Source organism: Vibrio sp. 1159, from assembly GCF_033340395.1.
Lineage (GTDB): Bacteria > Pseudomonadota > Gammaproteobacteria > Enterobacterales > Vibrionaceae > Vibrio > Vibrio alginolyticus.
Genome location: NZ_JAWOWL010000012.1, coordinates 14,501 through 35,848, shown reverse-complemented (window position 1 = coordinate 35,848; position 21,348 = coordinate 14,501). Strand labels below are relative to the sequence as shown.

The following is a 21,348-nucleotide window of genomic DNA, read 5'->3' as shown; positions in this document are numbered from 1 at the left end:
AAGGGCAGTAGATAAATCACTCCGATAGATGTTAACGTGGCGACTCATCTTTACTGCTTTTTCATTCCCTACATATTTCTGCAAAGTTCTTATTGTGTAGTGTGTCGAAGAACCATAGAATCCGCGCGCTTTAATTTATGTTATTAGCGTTATCAATGATAAAAGTGCAGTCCATTATCATTGTTTTTATCACTTATAGATGGGCACATCTGACAATACTTACATGAACAAATACAAAAAGCCTGCATTCAAGGCCGAATTTCTTTTGCCTCGTTACTGGGGAACGTTAATTATCATTAGCGTGATGTACTTACTTAGCCTCCTTCCTTTTAAAGTTCAACTAGCTTTGGGACGCAACATTGGTCGTTTAGCTATGCGAATCATGAGAAAACGTCAAGTTACTATCAGACGCAATCTTGAGCTTTGCTTCCCTCATATGGAAGAATGCCAACGCGAAGCAATTCTAAAAGACAACATCGACAATACTGGCATCGCACTTTTTGAGACCGCAATGGCATGGTTTTGGTCAGATAAACGGGTAAACAAACACGTCACGATAAAAGGCATGGAGCATCTAGAGGCTTTAGAGAAGTCAGGCAAAGGTGCATTAATGTTGGCCGTACACTCAATGAATCTAGAGTTAGGTGCTCGAGCTTTTGGCATTAAAAAGTCTGGAACCGGTGTTTATCGCCCAAACAATAATCCGTGCTTTGATTATTTTCAGTATAAGGGACGCTCTCGCTCTAATCGTACACTGATTGATCGTAAAAACGTCAAAGCCATGCTTGAATCACTTAAAACGGGTGAGCGGGTTTGGTATGCACCGGACCACGATTATGGTAACCGACGCTCGACATTTGCACCGTTATTTGCCGTTAAAAATGCTTGTACTACGACAGGTACAAGTTTGTTGGTTGATTCTACAGATTGCGCCATTGTGCCTTTTACGATGGTAAGAGGAAAAGACGGACACTATACCCTAACCATTAGTGCGCCCGTCGACGGTTTCCCGAAAGAGGATCATCAACGTGCCGCCGCATTCGTGAATCAAATAGTTGAAACATCAATCATGGCAAGTCCGAGCCAGTATATGTGGCTTCATCGTCGGTTTAAAACTAGACCAGAGGGTGAGGACTGTTTGTACAAGCCTAGGCTCATCCCTAGCTTGGCATAACACATAGAGAGCCTACAAAAAGCCCAAGGAACATACGAACCTTGGGCTTTTACTTTCTATTCTTTTCGCTTTATAAGTAGCGATCTTTTAGGTGAGCTTGAAAGTGTTTAGCATTCAGTGTTTCACCCGTGGCTTGTTTTACCAATTCATCAGTGGTGAATAAGCTACCTTTACTCCAGATGTTTTCCGAGAGCCAATTGAATATCGGAGCTAAGTCGCCAGAACGAATAACCGCATCTACATCGACGGTTTGTTTCATTGCTGCCATAAATTGTGCAGCGTACATCGCACCGAGCGTGTAGGACGGGAAATAGCCAAAACTTCCGTCTGTCCAATGGATATCTTGCATACAGCCATTTTTGAAGTTTCCTTCGGTTGATAGCCCCAAGTACGCTTTCATCTTTTCGTTCCAGAGTTCTGGTACATCTGTATGTTTGATGACGCCGTTCATGAGATCTCGCTCAATTTCATATCGAAGAATAACGTGAGCAGGATATGTTAGTTCGTCAGCATCTACGCGAATAAAGCCTTTTTCTACGCGAGTGTAAATTTTGGCTAAATTGTCTTTTTCGAATTCACTACCAGAAAAATGGTTAGAAGCCAGTCGAGCGAGGTGATCGATAAACGCGCTGCTTCGTCCTATTTGCATTTCAAAGAAGAGTGATTGTGATTCATGAATACCCATAGAGCGAGCTTCTCCCGCGGGTGTTCCTGATAAATCTTTTGGTAGCCCTTGCTCGTATCGAGCATGGCCGGTTTCGTGGACAATCCCCATCAATGATTGGACAAACTCGTTTTCATTATAACGTGTCGTAATACGCACATCTGTCGGTACACCGCCACAAAATGGGTGGGTACTCTCATCAAGTCGACCGTGTTCAAAATCGAATTGAAGTAGCTTCATGACTTCCAAACCGAGCGCTTTTTGCTTTTCCGTAGGGTAGTGCGCAGTTGGCAATAAGATGTTGTCTGATTGTTGTTTTTCAAGCGCTTCATCGATCAAAGTAGGAAGCCAGGTTTTCACGTCAGCAAAAAGAATGTCTAACGACGCAGACGTTGTGCCAGGCTCATAAACATCGAGCATGGCATCATAAGGAGTCGTGCCATTTGCTTCGGCTCTAATTTGCGCTTCTTCCTGCGATAGCTTTACGACTTCAGCCCAGTTCTTTTCAAAACCAGCCCAGTCGTTTTCTCCACGCTGTGTACGCCATGCATGTTCACATTTGGAGCCAGCAAGAGATTGAGCTTGAACTAATGATTCTGGTAGTAAGTTAGCTTGCTGCCACCCACGCTTCATTTCTCTTAGGATAGATTTTTCTTTTGTAGACAGCGTCTCTTCTTCTGCCTGAGCGAAAAGCTCTCCCAAGTGCGGTTGAGTCATTAAAGAATGGATATGTACATCGAGCTCTGCCGTGGCATTCGAGCGTGCTTCAGCGCCACCAGGTGGCATGACCGCTGCTTGATCCCAATCTATGATGGCAGATAGATGCTCAAAATTTGCCACTTTTTTGGAATGTTCAACGAGTTTTGTAAATGCGTTCATGTGACTACTCTTATTCTTTTGTTCTTTCCCTAAACACCCGATAACGGGTCCTTCATATGGTGTTGCACTAAGCAACCTGCGTTAATTTACTAATAATTAACAATTAACTCCAACCCATTGTCCATAAACTCACCCAGTTGTATAGCTCTCTTAAAAAAGAAGCTTGCGAATCTTGTGGATTGGCGGTATTGATGAAGGATTGACAATTAATTATCACGATAATATGGATATTTTGAATTTCGAGGCATTTATTATTGCCATTACGATTTTAACGTTAACGCCAGGTTTAGATACTGCACTTGTTATCCGTAACACTAGCCGATCGGGCCTAAAAGATGGATGTACAACCAGTCTAGGGATTTGCTTTGGCTTATTCGTACATGCTTTTTTTTCTGCGGTTGGTATCTCGGCGATTCTTGCGCAATCAGCAGAGTTGTTCCAAATCGTAAAAATGATTGGCGCAGCTTATCTTATCTGGCTTGGTTTGAGCAGTTTAAAAGCGCTAATGTCGTCGAAAGATGGATTGACCGTGACCGAGCAGATTCACGAAGTGTTTAATGGTAAGCGCTCTTTTAGAGAGGGCTTTCTTTCTAACGTCTTGAACCCGAAAACGGCGGTCTTCTATTTGGCTTTCTTGCCACAGTTTGTGAATCCAGAAGGTTCACCCTTGCTTCAATCAATGATGATGGCATCTGTACACTTTGCTATTGCGATGGTTTGGCAGTGTGGTTTAGCTGGCGCGCTTAACTCGGCTAAAAATCTACTAAAGAATGCAAGCTTTATGAAGTGGATGGAAGGCGCGACGGGCGCAGTATTAGTCGCACTTGGTGTGAAGTTATTAATTGAAAAACCCGTTTAATGCGTAATATTTATCGATTGTTGATACTACTCGCTGTATTTATTGTGGGGATAGGTGCCGCTGTTGCTTGGCATACGTGGCCACAAGTACAGTTTGCGCAACGCGGCATGATCTGGTCTTGGCACTGGGGCTACTTCGAGCCTTTTGCTAATGGAATACAACAAACGCGAACTCAAGACACTAAACAGTTATTGCTCAGGCGTGTGTATTTGCATGACGCTATTGTCGTTTTTGTTTCGACAACTATGGACAATAAATTTGAGGTCGACGTTGTAAAAGAGCAAACCTGTGAACCTAAAACGACGACTTGGGCTTCGGTCTCTGTCAATCATCAACGTGTCAGGCATGTACCTATGGTGTGCGATGCGTTTGGGCAAGGCTACTTTTATCGCTACATCGGGAAACATCTGGAATCGATTGAGGTTGGTGTCGGCGACTCGTTTGTAACAGAAGCATTTTTAGACTGGCCGCTATCAGAGTTGAAAGCGGATCAATTCAAGCAAAAAAATGCGAAGTTTTTTGAAGAACGTGGAGAAAACGTTGAGCATCAATGGTTGAGAGATTAACCATTTAACCGAAGATAAATAAAGCCCGCTAAATAATAGCGGGCTTTATGTTTTTACCATTTCTAATGTGCTTTGCTCTCCGTTACTGGTAGTTTGTGACCGAACAGCTGTCATTTCACTAAGCTTTCACTGCTTCAACTTCACCTGATTGCGATGTTGAGCTAAAGAACAGTTTGGTTTCTGCCAGTACGACGTGACGCAGTGCGATCAAACCAATCAGGTTAGGAATTGCCATCAGACCGTTTACGATATCAGCCAGTAGCCAAATCATATCGAGGTGAAGGAATGCACCAGATGCCACCAAGCCAACGAAAATCAGTTTGTATGGAAGCACAGCTTTAGTTCCGAACAGGAACACAACGCAACGCTCACCGTAGTAGTTCCAACCAAGAATGGTGGTAAAAGCGAAGAACATCAAACCGATTGAGACGAGCATAGGGCCAAATGTATCTGCATTTAAACCCACCGCAAAAGCATGAGTCGTCATCGCGGCGCCTGCTAGGTCACTTTGCCATGCACCGGTCAGGATTAGAGCAAGGCCTGTCATGGTACAAATAATGATGGTATCGAAAAAGGTACCCGTCATTGAAATTAGGCCTTGTTTAACACAAGAGTCTGTCTTCGCTGCTGCTGCTGCCATAGGCGCGCTACCCAAACCTGATTCATTTGAGAACACACCGCGAGCGATACCTGATTGGATTGCCAACATGATGCTTGCACCTAGAAAACCACCAGTCGCTGCTGTTGATGTAAAGGCTGAAACCAGCACTAATTCAACGGCATTGAACAATTGGTCTGCATTCATGATGATCACGCTTAAACACGCCAACACATAAAATACAGCCATGGTAGGAACCACTTTTCCTGCAACGTTAGCAATGGATTTGATGCCACCCAAAGTTACGAAAGCAACCAAAAGAGTTAGTACAAAGGCAGATAGCTCACGGTTAACACCAAGAGATATCTCACTTGCATCCAGAATCGCGTTTACTTGTGGAAACGTACCGATACCAAAACAAGCAACACCTAAAGCAAACACTGCAAACATGATCGCGAGAGCTTTTGAGCCAACACCGTATTGCAAGTAATACATTGGGCCACCAATCATTTGGCCTTTATCATCGACTCTTCGGTACTTAACCGCCAACAAACATTCGGCGTATTTAGTCGCCATTCCGAAAAGGGCAGCGAGCCACATCCAGAATAGAGCGCCTGGTCCACCGAGTTTGATTGCTGTGGCAACACCAACAATGTTACCAGTACCAATTGTTGCTGAGAGTGCAGTACAAAGAGCTGCAAAGCTAGAAACGTCACCTTGAGTATTAGATGACTTATCTTTACTGAATACCATCGCTAGCGCTGTTGGGAGGTGTTTAAACTGGATCAAGCCAAGGCTAAAAGTGAAGTAAACACCTGTACCCACTAGCAAAATAAGCAGCGGTGGACCCCAGACAAAATTATCGATGGTTTGTAGTAAAGATTGTAGGTTGTTCATGATTTCCCCTTAATAAAACAACTAATAAGGAGAAGAGGGAAAGGACGAGATCAACGATCTCTAAAAGAACTAAGCTATTGGCTGTAGGCGGGAAGGCCAAGCAAAATAGTTAGGTTGTAACTTTCCACTCCTCTGTCCTTTTGCCTGAGAGTTTCACCTTGCGTGAGTGCAAGACTTGCTCCTTCGGCGACCGATTTAACGGTTCTCTCCAGAGGTTCCTCCAACTACAGTCCCCGCTACCTAGGTAGCACCTGAAATAGTTAATTCTTCGGCGAGTTATGCTAATCAAATGTTAAAATTTGATTAATAACCACTCTCCTGCAGTCTTCATCGGAACAATTACTCAATTAAATGAGTAAAGGTTAGTTAATGATGCTGGTCATCATTAACGTGTGAACTCTATCATGTTTTTGGTCCATTTCAACACCCTATGTCAATTTATTTTCAATGAAATAACCTTATCTATTTTCATGAAGGTATGTTTGCCAATCTTTTTGTGCGAGTCACGGCATAAATAAAATTTATTGGGTTAGGGAATGGAACCCAAAAACACTTCAGAACGATAAATGTGTTTCGATCGTTACGACATAAGTTATTCAATTAAGGACACAAAATTGATTAAAATCGGAGCACTTATTTTAAAATCTACGCTAAGTTGACCTTATGGTACGTATAAATGGGTTACAATGAATCTTTGTGAAACAGTCTACGGACCTAGGCAGTTTTTCATGAGTGGACAAGGAGGCGGTATGACCAGATTATTAGCCATTGCGGTGTTGATTGCAGTAGCATTTGTGCTGTTTCGTTATCGAACCAATGAAAAAGTCCAAAAAGCGACCGTTATAACATTAATTGGCGCATTTCTGATTTATACAGCATCAATTATGTTTGCGGAATTGATCCGCTAGCAAAGTAAAAGAGTCCTTGGAGTAGTATACGGTGAGTTCTCAGAACAAAATGGAAGAGCAAGACGACGTAGTTGTCATTGAAGAGCGTGACAAACGTACGCATATCTATATCGCAATCGCTGCGGTGTTAGGCTTGGCATTTGGTGGCCTTGTTGGATCGGTTGTCACTGCGAACAAGTGGGAATCGACTTACCACGTATTAGAAGAAAAGTATCAAGCACTAACGCAAGATAAAACCCAGTTGGAATCTCAAGTAAAAGTGCGTGAAGAGGCGCTTGACCAAGAAATACAAAACCAAGTTAGTGAGTTACTTGCCGCGAAAGACGAAGCGCACCAGAAAGCACTTAAGAAGTTGCAAAAGCAATTGACTGAGGTCGAGAAGGTCAACTTGTCACTAGAGTCTCAATTGAAGCAGCAGGCAGATAAGATCAACACGACGAAGTCAGAAAATGAGAAGTTGAGTCGTCAAGCGGATATGCAAGCGACTATGTTTGAGCGGTCCCGCGAAGTATTCCAGAAAGAGCTGAAAATTTCGCAAGAATTAGAGTCTCTCGAGAAAGAACGGTCGAAATTATTACCTAAGATTGAGAAACTCAAGAAAGAGTGTGACGTATTTTTAGAAGGCAAATCTTGGGACGTGAAGTCGGACGCGTGTGATAAACATGATGAAGCTAATTCACGACTAAGTCAGGTCGATCAAATGATTGAAGTCTATAAAATGGACCTCAAACAAATCAAAGCAATAACGGAAGATATCGGCCTTTAAGTCTTTTGTATCCGGTTTTGAAAAGCAAAAGGAGCTCTTTAAGAGCTCCTTTTTCGTTGTTAGCTATGACTTTTAGCCTGTCGCGTATATTAGATTCGTGAGGCGTCATAGCCTGAGGCGAGCAGGAGCTCTCGTTCGTGTTTAATCAGCTGAGCTCGATCTTCAATTAGTTCATTGAGTGCTTGAGATGGCTTACCTGCTAATGCTTTGAACGAAGCAAAAGATTCCGCGGTGTCGATTTTATCAATCATCTGACTGATGACATTACGAGCCTCACACGGGTTACTCGTCGTTGTAAAGTATTCTACTTGCTTTGCTGCCGATTTCATCTCAGTTAATAGCTCAAGCGGGCTACTTTCTTTGGCTACTGCCATGTAGTTATCCAGCACGCGCTTTGCATAAAGCAGTTCTTTGAGGGGGATATCTCTTCCGCTCTCGATTAGGGATTCGCTAAGGATCATACTTGAGCTCATGGGCATTCCTTCTTATTACTACGCCGCTTTTGATATTTCCTTGAGTCTAATTTATTGAAGTCACATTGGGAATGGGTAAAAAGCATTTTTAACGCATTTTTATTCATTTATGAAAACACGAATGCGATGCTTATCTGGATCGATAGCCATAAAATTTAACCCATACACTGATGTCGCTGGTGGTTGAACAAACTCAACACCTAGGTCTTTCCAGCGCTTGTAAATGCGCTCTAGCATATGACTATTGGGCACCGATAAAGGCAACTCGGTGCCACCACCTCTAATTCCGCTGTAGGGTGAAAGATTATCTCTTTGCTTGAGTGTCAACGTTAAGCCTTCGGTCAGTGGAATAGCGGCGAAGGTTGGAGACAACTGCGTGACTTTGCGTTCGAACAGTTTCGAATAAAAAACTTGGCTTATGTGGATGTCCTCAACGTAGAGAACGAATGAATTGATAGTCAGCATGGTTTGTTCCTTAATCAATTAGAAATAGTAGGGGCAATCTAACGGAAAGGAACGACAGGAGTTGTCAGTAGAACATTCTCGAAGGTAAGTGACAGAATAAGAAAAAGGAGCCGTTTAGCTCCTTTTTATCAGCGGAATCATTGGTGTTAATGAGTGTGTTTGGAAGAATACCAGTTGTTTTGATACGCTTTAGATGCAAATAATGCGTTTGCTTTTGCACGCTCGACAATAGACTCGTCCACCTCTAGCGGCTCCATGGTTTGGTCTTTAAAGTCGTACGCCAGGGTCGATACCTTTTCACCAGGGGAAAGCACAACGAGATTGTCGCGCGTTAAATAACCAAAGTTTTTGTCGTATTGCATCATTGCGCGTTCATCTTCGCGAGCTAGTGGCTTCGTTAAATCACGACCAATCATCGGTGTTTTAGCATCTACCCCAATCAGAGATAACAGTGTAGGCGGCATGTCTATGTTGTTTGCTATGCGGTCATCTTTACGTGGTTGAATGCCTTTACCAAGGATCAATGCTGGAATGTGAAAGTGCTTAACTGGAACAAGGTTAGCGCCAGAAACACGTGCATCATGATCTGCAATTACAATGAAAATGGTATCATCCCAATAAGATGACTTTTTCGCCTTTTCAAAGAAAGTACCCAAAGCGTAATCGGAATATTTAACGGCGTTCTTACGCGTCATATATTCTGAATCGTATGGCTCAATTTTGCCTTTTGGATACTCATAAGGGCTATGATTACTTGACGTAAAAACTAAGCTAAAAAAAGGTTTGTCGCTTTTTGAAAGGCGTTCAAACTCTTCGTTTGCTTTGTTATATAGATCTTCATCACTAACACCCCAAGAGCCAACAAAGCTTGGGTTGTTATAATCGTCTTCTTCTACTATTTGATCAAAACCGTTACCAAAGAAGAAAGTTTTCATGTTGTCAAAGTTGGCTTCACCGCCGTAAATAAATTGCGTGTGATAGCCTTGAGCTTTCAGTAAGTCCGCGATGGTAAAGAAACCCGTTTGGCTTTTACTCAGCTTCACTACCGCGCGAGACGGAGATGGAGGAAAGCCCGTGGTTACGGCTTCAATTCCACGAACAGAACGAGTACCAGTGGCGTACATTTGTGTGAACTGCCAACCTTCCTTCATGAGTTCATCAAGGTTTGGTGTTAGAGGCAAACCACCCAAAGCACCGACAAATTGGGCGCCTAAGCTTTCTTGTAGCAAAATCACTAAGTTTTTATGTTTACCCTGGTAAGTCGCGGGGTTACTGTTCATGGTTGGGAGTAATGAAGGGGTGAAGTCGGACTTTGTTGATGAAGTGCGAACTAATTCCAACATCTTTTGAGTGTCCATTTTTCCGTAGAACTGCTCCGCGCTCTTTTCTGACTTCATGCTATTAACCGCAAACAACAATGAGTAAGATGAGTTCAGTGCTAAGTCGTTAAGCAGTGGATCGTTAGAAAAGGCGACCATAGCAGGATTTAGCGGGCGGTGCCCTAAAGATGAGCGAGCACCTGCAACCCCAAAAAGAACAACGAAAAGTGCCAATAGTGGTCGCCATTTCCAGTTGACCTGCTGCGCCTTATCGGTCAGTTTCTTGCTCCACTTCCAACCTAAAGTGATGGTTAAAACTGTACCTAACGCACCAATAAACAGTTCTAATTTGTAGCCAGTCCAGAGCATACTCATGACTTCTTTTGGGTAGATTAAGTATTCCACAAACAGGCGGTTTGGACGTAGGTCGTATTCCTGAATGAATGGCGCTGTTGCTAGCTCCATGTATACAAGCACCCAAAGCCCTAAAACCATCCATATGCGTAATATTCGCTTCCAACACTCTCCCATCTTACCGGTTAATGGCATGAAGGTTGATAACAGTGCTGGAAGAATAAATAACCAGCAAAGCGTTGCAATATCTACGCGCAAACCTTGACCTAGGATGTAAATTAAGTCGTTTAGAGAGTCAATACGGTCAATCTGCCAAAAAGCTAGCAAAACTCTTGAGATAGACAGAAATAGAAGCGAAAACAAAGAAAAGGCAGCAATTGGCTGCAAAGGCCCCCACACAGAGCTCTTTGATAAGTTTTTCATATTTATTCGAATAGTTTAATTGTTATGTTGTGTTGTTTTTAGCAAAGCAAGCGTGAAATAAACGTGAATTATAATGTGGGTTTATGGTCGAGTAGTGTAAGTGTTGGTATGTCTATGTAAGGGGGAGGGGCGTTTGTGTAAAAAAAGAGCCAGTTGATAACACCAACTGGCTCTAGAGGTTGATAAAGGCATGATTACATTGCGGCTTTCTTCGCTTCTTCGACCCATGCGTCGAACTTTTTCTGGTTCGCTTTGATCCAGCCATTTACATGAGACTCGATGTCCGCTGAGCTGTTCTTACCTTGGCTCATCATCATATTCTGAGCACTAACATCATTGATATTTAGTTTGATGATTTCAAACAGCTTTGCAGCAGCAGGGTTGTTTTCTGTAAACTCTTTATTGGCAACGATACGCATAGAGTTCATCTCGAAGCCGTAGTTCTTACCGTTCTCTAGTGTCGTATCAATGTCCTTACGCTCACCAGGAAGTGAAGAGAATGGCACTTCTAACCACACAACATCTTTCCCTGGAACTAAAACGCCACTTACCCAGTACGGTGTCCAAGTGTAGTAAAGAATCGGATCGCCTTTTTTGTAACGTGAGATCGTATCAGCGATAATCGCCGCGTAGTTACCTTGGTTGTGTGTTACTGTGTCACGAAGTTTGAAAGCATCCAACTGATGCTCAACAACCATTTCACAACCCCAACCTGGGTTACAACCAGTTAAGTCCGCTTTGCCATCGCCGTTTGCATCGAATAGCTTCGCCAATTTTGGATCTTTTAACTGACCAATGTTAGTGATGTTATATTTTTCCGCGGTTTTCTTATCGATCAAATAACCTTGCGCAGCACCACTTACGTATTGGCCTTTACGGAAGAACTTATCATCACCGCCAGACATCGTGTACTTATCGGCGTGAAGAGGGAACCAACCAACCGCTAAGAAAGTAGCATCACCTTTAGCAATAGAGGTGTAGCCTACGTTGTAGTCCACTTCTTTGGTCGGTTTAACATCGTAACCAAGCTCTTCAAGTGCGCGGTTTACGATCAACGTTTGAAATGTTTCTTCTGCAACGGTTGATTGAACAGGCTGAACAGTGACACCTTCACCCGGTAGTTCACTTGCCACACCATAAGTTGAAAATGCGATAGTACTTAGAGCTCCAACAGAGAGCGCTTTCTTCCATGAATTATTCATTGATGTTTCTCCTAAGTTTTAGATCGTCTTGGTTCGTCTTTGTTTTCAGTTTTAATAGGTATGAAACAGGACCTGTGTGATACCAGCGAAGTTTAGTGTTGCCCGCATTAACCCCTAACACCTGGGTGATACGGTCTAACAAAATCGCAAGAATAACGATGCCTAAGCCACCAACGGCAGCAAGACCCATATCAAGTCGGCCAATACCACGAAGTACCATTTGGCCTAAGCCGCCAACAGCAATCATTGAAGCAATCACTACCATAGAAAGTGACAGCATTAAGGTTTGGTTTACACCTGCCATGATAGTTGGTAACGCCAACGGTAACTGGATGCGATAAAGCATCTGTTTTTTGTTTGCCCCGAAAGAGTGGCCAGCTTCGATAAGCTCTTCAGGTACTTGCTGAATACCCAAAATAGTCAGGCGCACAACGGGAGGCAGGGCGAAAATGATCGTTACTACTACGCCAGGAACGTTACCAATACCAAACAACATAACAATTGGTACAAGGTAAACGAACGCGGGAGTCGTTTGCATTGCATCTAATATTGGCCTAACAAATTTGGCAGCGGTTTGGCTCCTTGCCAACCATATCCCCATTGGTAGCCCTATAAGCAAACAGAAGAAAACGGCGGTTAACACCAGTGCTAGCGTTGTCATCGCTTGTGACCACGCACCAATTAGGCCGATGAAAACAAGGGATACAAGAGTAGAAAAACCAAGTTTTACATTGGAAAACTGCCACGCTAGCAAAAATAAAATGAGTACCATTATAGGCGCAGGTGTAGACACCAAAGCAGTTTCAAACGACGTTAGAATAAAGTCGATTGGAACTCGTATTGCTTGGAAAACAGGTCGACCATGTTCCACCAGCCAGTTCAAACCGGACTCTACCCAGCTATCGAGGGGTAAAACTGCATCTTGGAATGGGTTCATAATATCGAATGGTGCTTGCTCTACAGTTTCTGAGTTGAGCCAATCATTACTTGGCGCGGCCTCTGTACCTTGCGACCAAGGATCATCTTGCGCAGGAGCAGTATTTGACCAGGGATCATTGTTAGTTTGCTCTGAAGACATCGTGTTAATCCTTATCTAGTGTTTGTAGAAGACGTGATTTAGTCACGACACCAAAGTAAGTTCCTTGCTCATCTACGACAGGCACGGCATAAGGAACACCAGCAACCAGACCCAAAATGTCATTAATTGACTGATCAGGCTGAAGAGTAACTTCATCCGGTAATTGAGCACTGGCTAACGAACGGTTTTCTTTATGAGCCAAACGTAGTGAATCAAGAGATACGATGCCGGAATATCGGCTAGATTTATCGACGACAATACCGTAATCACGGTCGTGATCCATCAGAATCTGCATCGCAGAGCCTGGACCGTCATTTTCCGATTTCTTAAAAACAGCCGCTGGCTTCTTGCGCGCGATATCTTTTGCTGTCAAGACACTTGCGATGTTTACGCCGCGGAAAAAGGCTTCGACATAATCATTTGCTGGACTGTGTAATATTTCATCAGGTGTACCAACCTGAACAACCTCACCGTTTTGCATGATGGCGATACGGTCGCCAATGCGCATTGCTTCATCCAAATCATGAGAAATGAAGACAATTGTGCGTTTGTCATCGTTCTGTAGACGAATAAGCTCATCTTGCATCTCAGAACGGATCAATGGGTCTAAAGCGGAAAACGCCTCGTCCATTAATAGGATGTCAGGGTCACAGGCTAACGCTCTCGCTAAACCAACGCGCTGTTTCATACCACCGGATAATTCGTCAGGGAAAGATTCTGCATAAGGGTCTAAACCCACTCTTTCTAAGGCGGAAAGGGCACTTTTCTGACGCTCATTAACGTCGATGCCGGCAAGTTCTAAACCAAAGGCGGCATTTTCAATCACCGTCATGTGTGGCATGAGTGCGAAACTTTGAAACACCATTGAGATATTGTTACGACGAACTTCTCGAAGTTCATTTTCGGAGATGTGGGCGATATCTCTTCCTTTGAGATAAACACTACCTTTAGTCGGCTCAATGAGCCGGTTAAGAAGTCGAACAAGGGTGGATTTCCCGGAGCCAGAAAGGCCCATGATTACGAAAATTTCCCCTTCATTTATGGTGAGAGATACATCGTTTACGCCGACTGTTAAACCTGTCTGTTCAAAAATACCGTCTTTATCGACGCCTTTGTCGATAAGCGAGAAGGCTCTCTCTGGGTCTTCTCCAAACACTTTATACAGTCCCTTAACTTCCAGTATGGGATCCATGTTATCTGTCCTTTTTCGTGTGTTTATAACTGTTTAACGATTTGTACTCTAATTAATTTTAGTTCAACTTTCAACGAAAGGGGGTTGGTTAACTAGTTCTGCCGTGCATAGAGAATTCGTTGAGCAAGGTATGTTCAATTCTTATTTTTTATATTTAAAACAATTGCTTGTGATGTGTTTTTATCCGCCATAACGTTGCCCTGACGTAGGGTTGAATTTATTTTGAATTTTTTTGTACATTTCAACTCAACTCGCTTGCATAGATATAAGCTGTGATAGCTTAGAACTCTACATATAAAAAGGTTAGAGCTCTAATTTTTGGTTAAGGCTTGGTCCTGTGAAATCGGTTAGGTACTGTTATCCTTAGATTTATTTATTGCTTGATTTCACTCAGGGTGATATTTATCGCTGTAGTTTAGGCAACGTATGGAATAAAAAATGGAAGCCGAACAGTTAGAAGTGCTCAATTTCATTAGCCAGTACCCACCTTTTGATGACCTACCTGAAGAGCAGCTTAGAAAAATTGCTCTCAATGCCGAGGTTGCATACTTTCGGCAAGGAACAAAAATTCTTAACTTCGGAGATACGATCCGCGACTTGTATATGGTGAGAAGTGGGGCGGTAGAGATTTATCGACGTAAAGGTGAACTTTACAACAGGATTGATGCTGGTGGACTGTTTGGTCAGATGGGGTTGTTGATGAACAACCGCGTACGTATGCCAGCCAAAGCGATAGAAGACACTCTCGTTTACTGTATTCCGGAAAACATCTTCAATGAACTTTGTGATGAGTTTGAAAACTTTGCGGACTACATGGAACTGGAAGATAGCGCGCGTTTGCGAAGCGCAATATCTAGCCGCTCCGAAAGCAATGACTTTACCACCGCTAAGGCACGTAAAATCTTAGCAAGAGATCCAGTAACTCTGGAGGCAACGGCTTCAATTCAGGAAGCTGCGATACTAATGGCAGAGGAAAATGTCACCTCTCTGCTCATTATTCGCCCGACAGAGGAGCTCACAGAAGAAGATGATGAACAGCTGCTTGGAATATTGACTGATCGCGATCTTTGCATTCGCGTACTAGCTCAAGGTATTGATACCAATATTCCAGTGAGTGAGGTCATGAGTTATGACGTGGTTTCATTGGATTATAACGCCTATGTGTTTGAGGCCATGTTAACCATGTTGCGTTACAACGTGCATCATTTACCAATTTTAAAAGATAAAAAGCCGATAGGAATTATTGGCATGACGGACATCGTTCGTTACGAATCTCAGAACAGCCTATTGCTAGTGAGCTCTATTTTTCAGCAAACCAGTGTCGAGGATCTCAAGCAGGTTTCTGAACAAGTAAAAGACTGTTTCGTAAGAATGGTCAATGAAGATGCCAACGCGCACATGATTGGTCGAGCCATGTCGGTTATAGGCAGTAGTTTCAAACAACGCCTCGCTGAATTAGCTGAGCAAGAGTTCGGCCCAGCGCCCATTCCTTATTGTTTAGTCGCAATGGGTTCAATGGCGAGGGATGAGCAGCTAATTGTAACGGATCAAGATAACGCCCTTATTCTCGATAACAGTTATGACGTTGAGATTCACGGAGAGTACTTTGAAAAGTTTGCTAAATTTGTTTGTGATGGTTTAGCGGCATGCGGCTATGCTTATTGTACTGGAGACATTATGGCTACCAACCCAGAATGGCGAAAAACTCGTGCAGAATGGGAAGAATGCTTTGGAAACTGGATAGACAATCCAACCCCTGAGAGATTGTTAAATAGTAATATCTTTTTTGATCTCCTCGGTGTGCATGGGCGAGTGAAATGGGCGGAGCAATTAAGCAGCTTTATTGTGAGACGAGCGAAAAGAAATAACCGCTTTCTTGCTTGTATGGCGTATAACGCAATACGTAGGACGCCTCCACTGGGCTTTTTCAAAGACTTTGTGATGGAGAAAGATGGTCGTCATCGCAACTCGATTAACTTGAAGCGAAGGGGGACGGCTCCGTTGGCCGATTTAATACGGGTGCATTCTCTGGCAATCGGTTCGCGATCGCAAAACTCTTTCGACCGTTTAGATGACATTAATGATGCTGGCATTTTACCGAAAGGTCGAGGTTTGGATTTAAGGGATGCGATGGAGCTAATCTACATGGTTCGAATTCGTCACCAAGCCCTTGATATAGAAAATGGAGAAGAGCCAGACAACAATATTGAGCCGGAGAACATGTCTGAATTTGAACGTCGAAACTTAAAAGCAGCATTTCAAATTCTAAGTAACGCTCAGAACTTCATTAAGTTTCGATACCAGAGAAGTAGCAAATAATGTGGTTCTCAAAAAAAGTAGAAAAAGAACAGCCGTTGTTGGATACATCCCAGACGCCAGAGTGGTCAATGTTGTTCAAACAACTCGCTAAAGAAGCGAAAGACGAGAGGCTCAAACGCTACTATTCGACACCGATGGTTAATGGGGAAACACCAATTGAACAAGTGCCATTTGTCTCGGTAGACTTTGAGACAACAGGATTGAACTCGGAAGAGGATGTCATTCTCACGATCGGACTTGTGCCGTTCACTATTGATCGTGTTCAATGTAATGGTTCTGCTCATTGGGTCGTTAACCCAAACAGAGAGTTAAACCACGAGTCTGTCATTATTCACGGTATCACTGACTCTGAGGTTAAAAACGCGCCGCAGCTGTCTCAGATCTTGGGTGAAATATTGGATGCGTTGTCAGGCAAAGTGGTACTTGTTCACTACAAGAACATTGAAAGGCAGTTCTTTAATAACGCCTTGCTAAATAGCATCGGAGAGGGGATACAGTTTCCTGTTGTTGATACGTTAGATATTGAGTATGCGATACAACGCCGTGAATGCAGAGGTTTTATCAATAAGTTGAAAGGCAAGAAACCCGGTTCTGTACGATTAGGGCACGCTCGTGAAAGATATGGCCTCCCTGCTTATCAACCTCACCATGCCCTGACGGATGCGTTAGCAACTGCGGAGCTGTTTCAAGCACAACTGCAGTATCACTTTAATCGAAACATGCCAATATCTTCGGTTTGGCAATAGGCGTTATTTATGGTGAAAACAATAAAATGCAATGAGAGATAGGGGGCTTTAAGATTATGATGGCGGATTGAGTAACCGCTTATAAGAACAATGTTTTATGAACATGTGCTTGGTAGTGATGAAGACGTTTCATTACTCGAACTCCGACGAAAGTAATTTAAACTTGGTCACGTATTTTTAAGGAGATTATCCGTGAGCACCGATAATAACGGTGGCATTCAACGCCCCGATGGAAAAGTAAACGCAATAGATACTGACTATCAAATTGGTCAGGATAACGTTGCGCTAAAGGTAGGCCCATTTGGCCTTGATATTCACAACCGTGTTTTTGCAATTTCTGGCTTAGCAATCGTCATGTTTGTTGTGATAACACTATTATTCCGAGAACAGGTAGAGCCGTTTTTTGCAGACCTACGAGCGGGTTTGTTACACAATTTAGACTGGTTTTTTCTCGCTTCAGGTAATATTTTTGTCATTGTCTGTGTCGGATTGATCTTCACACCATTGGGCCGTGTGCGAATCGGTGGTACTGAAGCAACACCGGATTACTCCTATGCCGGATGGTTGGCAATGCTATTTGCTGCAGGTATGGGCATTGGTCTCGTATTCTTCGGTGTATCAGAACCGATGTCCCATTTTAGTTCTGCGATTGGTGGCGTGAGCGCTGAGAATGGTGTACGTACTGACTGGGCACCGCTAGGTGGTGCAGAGGGCGATGCAACTGCAGCTTCGGCATTAGGGATGGCTGCGACGATTTACCACTGGGCACTTCATCCGTGGTCAATATACGCGCTCTTGGCTCTTGGACTGGCTATCTTTTCATTTAACAAAGGTTTGCCACTCACCATGCGCTCAATTTTTTACCCTTTGTTTGGTGAGCGTGTATGGGGTTGGACTGGTCATATTATCGATATTCTTGCAGTGGTAGCGACGGTTTTTGGTTTAGCAACATCGCTAGGCTACGGTGCGTCTCAAGCCGCAACGGGTTTGAACTTCCTGTTTGATGTCCCAATGACCAATACCACGCAGGTTATATTGATTATTGGTATTACTGCGCTCGCTTTAATCTCTGTTGTGGCTGGACTCGATAAGGGCGTGAAAATCTTATCTGAAATCAACATGGGTCTTGCAGCGCTGCTATTGCTATTTGTTATTGTTGTTGGCCCGACGATTGCGATTTTAACTGGTTTCTTCGAGAACATCGTTTCCTATGTGGCTAATATCCCTGCCTTATCTATGCCATTTGGACGAGAGGATGTGAATTACTCTCAAGGCTGGACGGCGTTTTACTGGGCGTGGTGGATTTCTTGGTCACCATTTGTGGGTATGTTCATCGCACGTGTGTCTCGCGGTCGTTCAGTTCGTGAGTTTATTATTTGCGTTATTCTTATCCCATCTTCAGTTTGTGTGTTATGGATGACGGCTTTTGGCGGTAACGCAATTAGCCAATACGTTAATGATGGCTACGAGGCGGTGTTTAACGCAGAACTACCTTTAAAACTTTTTGCCATGTTAGATGTTATGCCATTGGCTGAGATAACATCTTTTGTCGGCATTATCTTAGTCGTGGTGTTCTTCATTACCTCTTCTGACTCAGGATCACTGGTTATTGATACTATTGCTGCGGGCGGTAAGGTCGATGCACCAACGCCACAACGCGTGTTCTGGTGTACGTTTGAAGGTTTGGTTGCGATTGCATTGATGTTGGGTGGTGGTCTAGCTGCTGCTCAAGCAATGGCGGTGACGACTGGTTTACCGTTTACTATTGTTTTACTTGTTGCAACGGTATCTTTGATAAAAGGTTTGATGGATGAACCTCGTCCAAAGGCGGTTTCTAAGAAATCAAAATAACTAGTATCAGCAGTTAAATTATTGATAAAAGCGGTATGCGAAAGCATGCCGCTTTTTTTTGGATTTCTATTTTTCTCTGAGAAATGAACAGCATGGAAAACGGTCTTATTCTGGTTGTTTTTTGTACTGTGCATTTAGGTGACTATTTAATAAATTAGACCTCGAACTATTTTAACTTTTGGTTAATAGGTTTATTTTTGTGATTTGAATCACAAAAATACCGATAAAAAGGCGGATTATTTGATTTTTAGTCGCGAGGGATGCCCATAATAAAAAGGAAATTTAATTAGACCTCAAAGGATATGTATTTTCACATGATCACATCAGCACCTTGGGTCCTTTATCCAGAGATTGGAGAAGACTCAAGTAAAAAATGGATTTTTCGTGAGCCTAAAATCTCTGATGGTGACGACATTTACAGCTTGATTGCAGACTGTCCTCCATTGGACATGAACTCATCTTATTGCAATTTCCTACAGTCTACGCATTTCAGCAAAACCAGTATTTTGGTTGAGCAAAAAGGCGAAATCGCAGGTTTCATTTCCGGTTATCAGAAACCAGACGAGCAAGACGTTTTATTTGTCTGGCAAGTTGCAGTCTCACCTCGCTTTAGAGGTCATGGTTTAGCATTCCGCATGTTGAAAGAACTTCTCACCCGAGAGGAATTAGGCGGTGTTAAATCGGTAGAAACTACCATCACGGAAGATAATAAAGCCTCTTGGGCACTGTTCAAAAAGTTAGATGCGATGAACGGCAATTCTGGCCAAGTAAGCACATTTTTGGATGAAGAAGCCCACTTTAAAGGCAAACACGATACAGAATATTTGTATCGCATTCCTCTCAAATAATCCTCAAACAATAGGAATTAAAAACGGTCTCATCATGGATATTTTCAAAAAGCAGGAATCCAACGTACGCTCATATTCAAACAATTTCCCGGTCGTTTTTCGTAAAGCGAAAGGCTGCTGGCTAGAAACAGAACAAGGTGAACGATACTTAGACTTCCTTGCTGGAGCGGGATCTCTAAATTACGGCCATAACAATCCAGTACTAAAACAAGCGTTGCTTGAGTACATTGAAATGGACGGTATTACTCACGGTTTGGATATGCACTCAGAAGCGAAAGCATCGTTTCTGGAAGCGTTGGATACTTACATCCTTAAACCAAGAAACTTGGATTACAAGGTTCAGTTTACGGGCCCAACAGGCACTAACGCTGTTGAGGCGGCATTGAAGCTGGCTAAAAAAGTAAAAGGCCGCGACAGCGTCGTTGCGTTTACTAACGGTTTCCATGGTTGTACTGCTGGCGCACTGGCTGCAACGGGTAACCAGCATCACAGACAAGGTAACGGTTCTAGTCTAAGTAACGTCACTCGTATTCCATTTGAAGGTTACGCTGGCGTAGATGGTCTCGCGCTGTTCGAAACCATGCTAAATGATAACTCTGCAGGTATGGATAAACCAGCCGCTGTACTTCTTGAAACTGTGCAGGGTGAAGGTGGTTTAAATGCTGCTTCAAACGAGTGGTTACAACGTTTGAGCAAAATCTGTAAAGCCAATGACATTCTTGTGATTGTCGATGACATTCAAGCAGGTTGTGGACGTACCGGTACTTTCTTTAGTTTCGAGCCGTCTGGTATCCAACCGGATATCGTGACGCTATCGAAGTCGATCGGTGGTTACGGTTTGCCGATGGCTGTCGTATTACTTAAGCCTGAGCTTGACCAGTGGAAGCCAGGCGAGCATAACGGTACGTTCCGTGGCAATAATCACGCCTTTATTACTGCTGCAAAAGCACTAGAAATTTACTGGGCAAACGATGATTTTGAAACACACATCAAGCAGTGTTCAGACAAGGTAAGTGCTGTTATTGACCGTTGTGTTCGTCGCTTTCCACAAATGTTTGTGCAGAAAAAAGGCCGCGGCATGATGGTTGGTATTGAATGTATCAATGGTGACATGGCATCTGAAATTGCGAAAAACTGTTTCGAGAATGGAATGGTGATAGAGACAGCGGGTCCAGACGATGAAGTTGTGAAGTTCTTCTGTCCACTAACCATCAGCGAATCAGAGCTAGATCAAGGACTAAGCATCTTTGAAAATGCAGTAGAGACTATCGCTGCGAAACATTTCAAACAAGCATCTTAATAAGGATTTTAATTATGATCGTCAGAACTCTAGATGAATGCCGCAACAGCGAACGACGTGTTGTTTCAGATAACTGGGAAAGTGTCCGCATGTTGTTGAAAGACGACAACATGGGTTTCTCTTTCCACATCACAACGATTTATGAAGATACAGAAACTCATATTCACTATCAAAACCACCTTGAATCGGTGTTTTGTATGAGTGGTGAAGGTGAGATTGAAGTTGTAGGTGGAGAAACGTACCCAATCAAACCAGGTACATTATACATCCTTGATAAACACGATGAGCACTACTTGAGAGCTTATAAGAATAAAGAAATGGTAATGGCGTGTGTGTTTAACCCACCGATTACTGGCGCTGAAGTGCACGATGAAAACGGTGTTTATCCTCTCGTTGACTAAAAGATGATGGTGGGGTGCTTTGCCACCCCACACTTTACTATCTCTTCTTTTTTCTTTTTAAAGTTA

19 protein-coding genes and 1 riboswitch are annotated in these 21,348 nt (G+C 43.2%); of the genes, 11 read left to right on the top strand and 8 right to left on the bottom strand.

Annotated features, from left to right (window positions below; all coding sequences use genetic code 11):
• Positions 1-223: 223 nt before the first annotated feature.
• On the top strand, positions 224-1,174 hold the full coding sequence (locus R7127_RS11395; protein ID WP_031778977.1) for an LpxL/LpxP family Kdo(2)-lipid IV(A) lauroyl/palmitoleoyl acyltransferase: 951 nt from the start codon (positions 224-226) through the stop codon (positions 1,172-1,174).
• A 70-nt stretch (positions 1,175-1,244) separates the two neighbouring features.
• Here R7127_RS11395 and R7127_RS11390 read toward each other — a convergent pair whose 3' ends face one another.
• A complete protein-coding gene (locus R7127_RS11390; RefSeq protein ID WP_033905209.1) occupies positions 1,245-2,717 on the bottom strand; it encodes a carboxypeptidase M32 in 1,473 nt (490 codons plus the stop codon).
• A gap of 223 nt (positions 2,718-2,940) precedes the next feature.
• Between R7127_RS11390 and R7127_RS11385 the strand changes: the two genes are divergently transcribed.
• Together R7127_RS11385 and R7127_RS11380 are read left to right on the top strand one after the other, a co-directional pair.
• Positions 2,941-3,576, top strand: coding sequence for a LysE family translocator (locus R7127_RS11385; protein WP_017820932.1), 636 nt, complete (start codon positions 2,941-2,943; stop codon positions 3,574-3,576).
• Complete coding sequence (locus R7127_RS11380; RefSeq protein ID WP_005385713.1) at positions 3,576-4,142, top strand: hypothetical protein; 567 nt, start codon at positions 3,576-3,578, stop codon at positions 4,140-4,142. Before R7127_RS11385 ends, R7127_RS11380 begins: the two co-directional genes overlap by 1 nt.
• A gap of 118 nt (positions 4,143-4,260) precedes the next feature.
• On the opposite strand, the gene R7127_RS11375 is transcribed toward R7127_RS11380, so the two are convergent.
• Entirely contained in the window at positions 4,261-5,637 is a 1,377-nt protein-coding gene (locus R7127_RS11375) for an alanine/glycine:cation symporter family protein (RefSeq protein WP_005377785.1), read from the bottom strand.
• Between the two features lie 122 nt (positions 5,638-5,759).
• Positions 5,760-5,859, bottom strand: a riboswitch (glycine riboswitch).
• Between the two features lie 527 nt (positions 5,860-6,386).
• On the opposite strand from R7127_RS11375, the gene R7127_RS11370 reads away from it, so the two are divergent.
• Positions 6,387-6,545: a hypothetical protein gene (locus R7127_RS11370; protein ID WP_005377784.1), complete on the top strand. Its 159-nt coding sequence runs from the start codon at positions 6,387-6,389 to the stop codon at positions 6,543-6,545.
• A 31-nt stretch (positions 6,546-6,576) separates the two neighbouring features.
• Positions 6,577-7,311: a chromosome partitioning protein ParA gene (locus R7127_RS11365; protein ID WP_033905210.1), complete on the top strand. Its 735-nt coding sequence runs from the start codon at positions 6,577-6,579 to the stop codon at positions 7,309-7,311.
• Between the two features lie 89 nt (positions 7,312-7,400).
• Here the strand turns inward: R7127_RS11365 and R7127_RS11360 are convergent, their stop codons facing one another.
• The 6 genes from R7127_RS11360 to proV all read right to left on the bottom strand — a co-directional run bounded on the left by R7127_RS11360 (position 7,401) and on the right by proV (position 13,817).
• Positions 7,401-7,784: a hypothetical protein gene (locus R7127_RS11360; protein ID WP_005377782.1), complete on the bottom strand. Its 384-nt coding sequence runs from the start codon at positions 7,782-7,784 to the stop codon at positions 7,401-7,403.
• Between the two features lie 99 nt (positions 7,785-7,883).
• Positions 7,884-8,249, bottom strand: a complete 366-nt coding sequence (locus R7127_RS11355) for a VOC family protein (protein WP_064376931.1) — start codon at positions 8,247-8,249, stop codon at positions 7,884-7,886.
• A 146-nt stretch (positions 8,250-8,395) separates the two neighbouring features.
• The gene (locus R7127_RS11350) at positions 8,396-10,345 is read right to left on the bottom strand and encodes an LTA synthase family protein (RefSeq protein WP_064376932.1); all 1,950 of its coding nucleotides are present in this window, start codon (positions 10,343-10,345) and stop codon (positions 8,396-8,398) included.
• Positions 10,346-10,539: 194 nt separating this feature from the next.
• Positions 10,540-11,547: a glycine betaine/L-proline ABC transporter substrate-binding protein ProX gene (gene proX, locus R7127_RS11345; RefSeq protein ID WP_005385703.1), complete on the bottom strand. Its 1,008-nt coding sequence runs from the start codon at positions 11,545-11,547 to the stop codon at positions 10,540-10,542.
• On the bottom strand, positions 11,540-12,625 hold the full coding sequence (proW, locus tag R7127_RS11340) for a glycine betaine/L-proline ABC transporter permease ProW (protein ID WP_005377778.1): 1,086 nt from the start codon (positions 12,623-12,625) through the stop codon (positions 11,540-11,542). Before proW ends, proX begins: the two co-directional genes overlap by 8 nt.
• Positions 12,626-12,629: 4 nt before the next feature.
• Positions 12,630-13,817 (bottom strand): glycine betaine/L-proline ABC transporter ATP-binding protein ProV, encoded by a 1,188-nt coding sequence (gene proV, locus R7127_RS11335; protein ID WP_017633996.1) that lies wholly within the window; start codon positions 13,815-13,817, stop codon positions 12,630-12,632.
• 438 nt (positions 13,818-14,255) lie between these two features.
• On the opposite strand from proV, the gene R7127_RS11330 reads away from it, so the two are divergent.
• The 6 genes from R7127_RS11330 to R7127_RS11305 all read left to right on the top strand — a co-directional run bounded on the left by R7127_RS11330 (position 14,256) and on the right by R7127_RS11305 (position 21,282).
• Entirely contained in the window at positions 14,256-16,136 is a 1,881-nt protein-coding gene (locus R7127_RS11330; RefSeq protein WP_005377775.1) for a DUF294 nucleotidyltransferase-like domain-containing protein, read from the top strand.
• Positions 16,136-16,882 carry a 3'-5' exonuclease gene (locus R7127_RS11325; protein ID WP_017820938.1) on the top strand — a complete coding sequence of 249 codons (747 nt, stop codon included), beginning with the start codon at positions 16,136-16,138 and terminating at the stop codon, positions 16,880-16,882. The genes R7127_RS11330 and R7127_RS11325 overlap by 1 nt, the downstream gene beginning before the upstream one ends.
• A gap of 192 nt (positions 16,883-17,074) precedes the next feature.
• The gene (locus tag R7127_RS11320; RefSeq protein WP_318141920.1) at positions 17,075-18,733 is read left to right on the top strand and encodes a BCCT family transporter; all 1,659 of its coding nucleotides are present in this window, start codon (positions 17,075-17,077) and stop codon (positions 18,731-18,733) included.
• A 314-nt stretch (positions 18,734-19,047) separates the two neighbouring features.
• Positions 19,048-19,581 carry a diaminobutyrate acetyltransferase gene (ectA, locus tag R7127_RS11315; protein WP_005393379.1) on the top strand — a complete coding sequence of 178 codons (534 nt, stop codon included), beginning with the start codon at positions 19,048-19,050 and terminating at the stop codon, positions 19,579-19,581.
• 34 nt (positions 19,582-19,615) lie between these two features.
• Entirely contained in the window at positions 19,616-20,881 is a 1,266-nt protein-coding gene (gene ectB / locus R7127_RS11310) for a diaminobutyrate--2-oxoglutarate transaminase (RefSeq protein ID WP_017820939.1), read from the top strand.
• 14 nt (positions 20,882-20,895) lie between these two features.
• The gene (locus R7127_RS11305) at positions 20,896-21,282 is read left to right on the top strand and encodes an ectoine synthase (RefSeq protein WP_005377769.1); all 387 of its coding nucleotides are present in this window, start codon (positions 20,896-20,898) and stop codon (positions 21,280-21,282) included.
• Positions 21,283-21,348: the final 66 nt, after the last annotated feature.

Bases quoted from the DNA above. Each gene is read 5' to 3' on its own strand.
- R7127_RS11395 (WP_031778977.1), top strand. From the start codon at position 224: ATGAACAAATACAAAAAGCCTGCATTCAAGGCCGAATTTCTTTTGCCT.
- R7127_RS11390 (WP_033905209.1), bottom strand. From the start codon at position 2,717: ATGAACGCATTTACAAAACTCGTTGAACATTCCAAAAAAGTGGCAAAT.
- R7127_RS11385 (WP_017820932.1), top strand. From the start codon at position 2,941: ATGGATATTTTGAATTTCGAGGCATTTATTATTGCCATTACGATTTTA.
- R7127_RS11380 (WP_005385713.1), top strand. From the start codon at position 3,576: ATGCGTAATATTTATCGATTGTTGATACTACTCGCTGTATTTATTGTG.
- R7127_RS11375 (WP_005377785.1), bottom strand. From the start codon at position 5,637: ATGAACAACCTACAATCTTTACTACAAACCATCGATAATTTTGTCTGG.
- R7127_RS11370 (WP_005377784.1), top strand. From the start codon at position 6,387: ATGACCAGATTATTAGCCATTGCGGTGTTGATTGCAGTAGCATTTGTG.
- R7127_RS11360 (WP_005377782.1), bottom strand. From the start codon at position 7,784: ATGAGCTCAAGTATGATCCTTAGCGAATCCCTAATCGAGAGCGGAAGA.
- R7127_RS11355 (WP_064376931.1), bottom strand. From the start codon at position 8,249: ATGCTGACTATCAATTCATTCGTTCTCTACGTTGAGGACATCCACATA.
- R7127_RS11350 (WP_064376932.1), bottom strand. From the start codon at position 10,345: ATGAAAAACTTATCAAAGAGCTCTGTGTGGGGGCCTTTGCAGCCAATT.
- proX (WP_005385703.1), bottom strand. From the start codon at position 11,547: ATGAATAATTCATGGAAGAAAGCGCTCTCTGTTGGAGCTCTAAGTACT.
- proW (WP_005377778.1), bottom strand. From the start codon at position 12,625: ATGTCTTCAGAGCAAACTAACAATGATCCCTGGTCAAATACTGCTCCT.
- proV (WP_017633996.1), bottom strand. From the start codon at position 13,817: ATGGATCCCATACTGGAAGTTAAGGGACTGTATAAAGTGTTTGGAGAA.
- R7127_RS11330 (WP_005377775.1), top strand. From the start codon at position 14,256: ATGGAAGCCGAACAGTTAGAAGTGCTCAATTTCATTAGCCAGTACCCA.
- R7127_RS11325 (WP_017820938.1), top strand. From the start codon at position 16,136: ATGTGGTTCTCAAAAAAAGTAGAAAAAGAACAGCCGTTGTTGGATACA.
- ectA (WP_005393379.1), top strand. From the start codon at position 19,048: ATGATCACATCAGCACCTTGGGTCCTTTATCCAGAGATTGGAGAAGAC.
- ectB (WP_017820939.1), top strand. From the start codon at position 19,616: ATGGATATTTTCAAAAAGCAGGAATCCAACGTACGCTCATATTCAAAC.
- R7127_RS11305 (WP_005377769.1), top strand. From the start codon at position 20,896: ATGATCGTCAGAACTCTAGATGAATGCCGCAACAGCGAACGACGTGTT.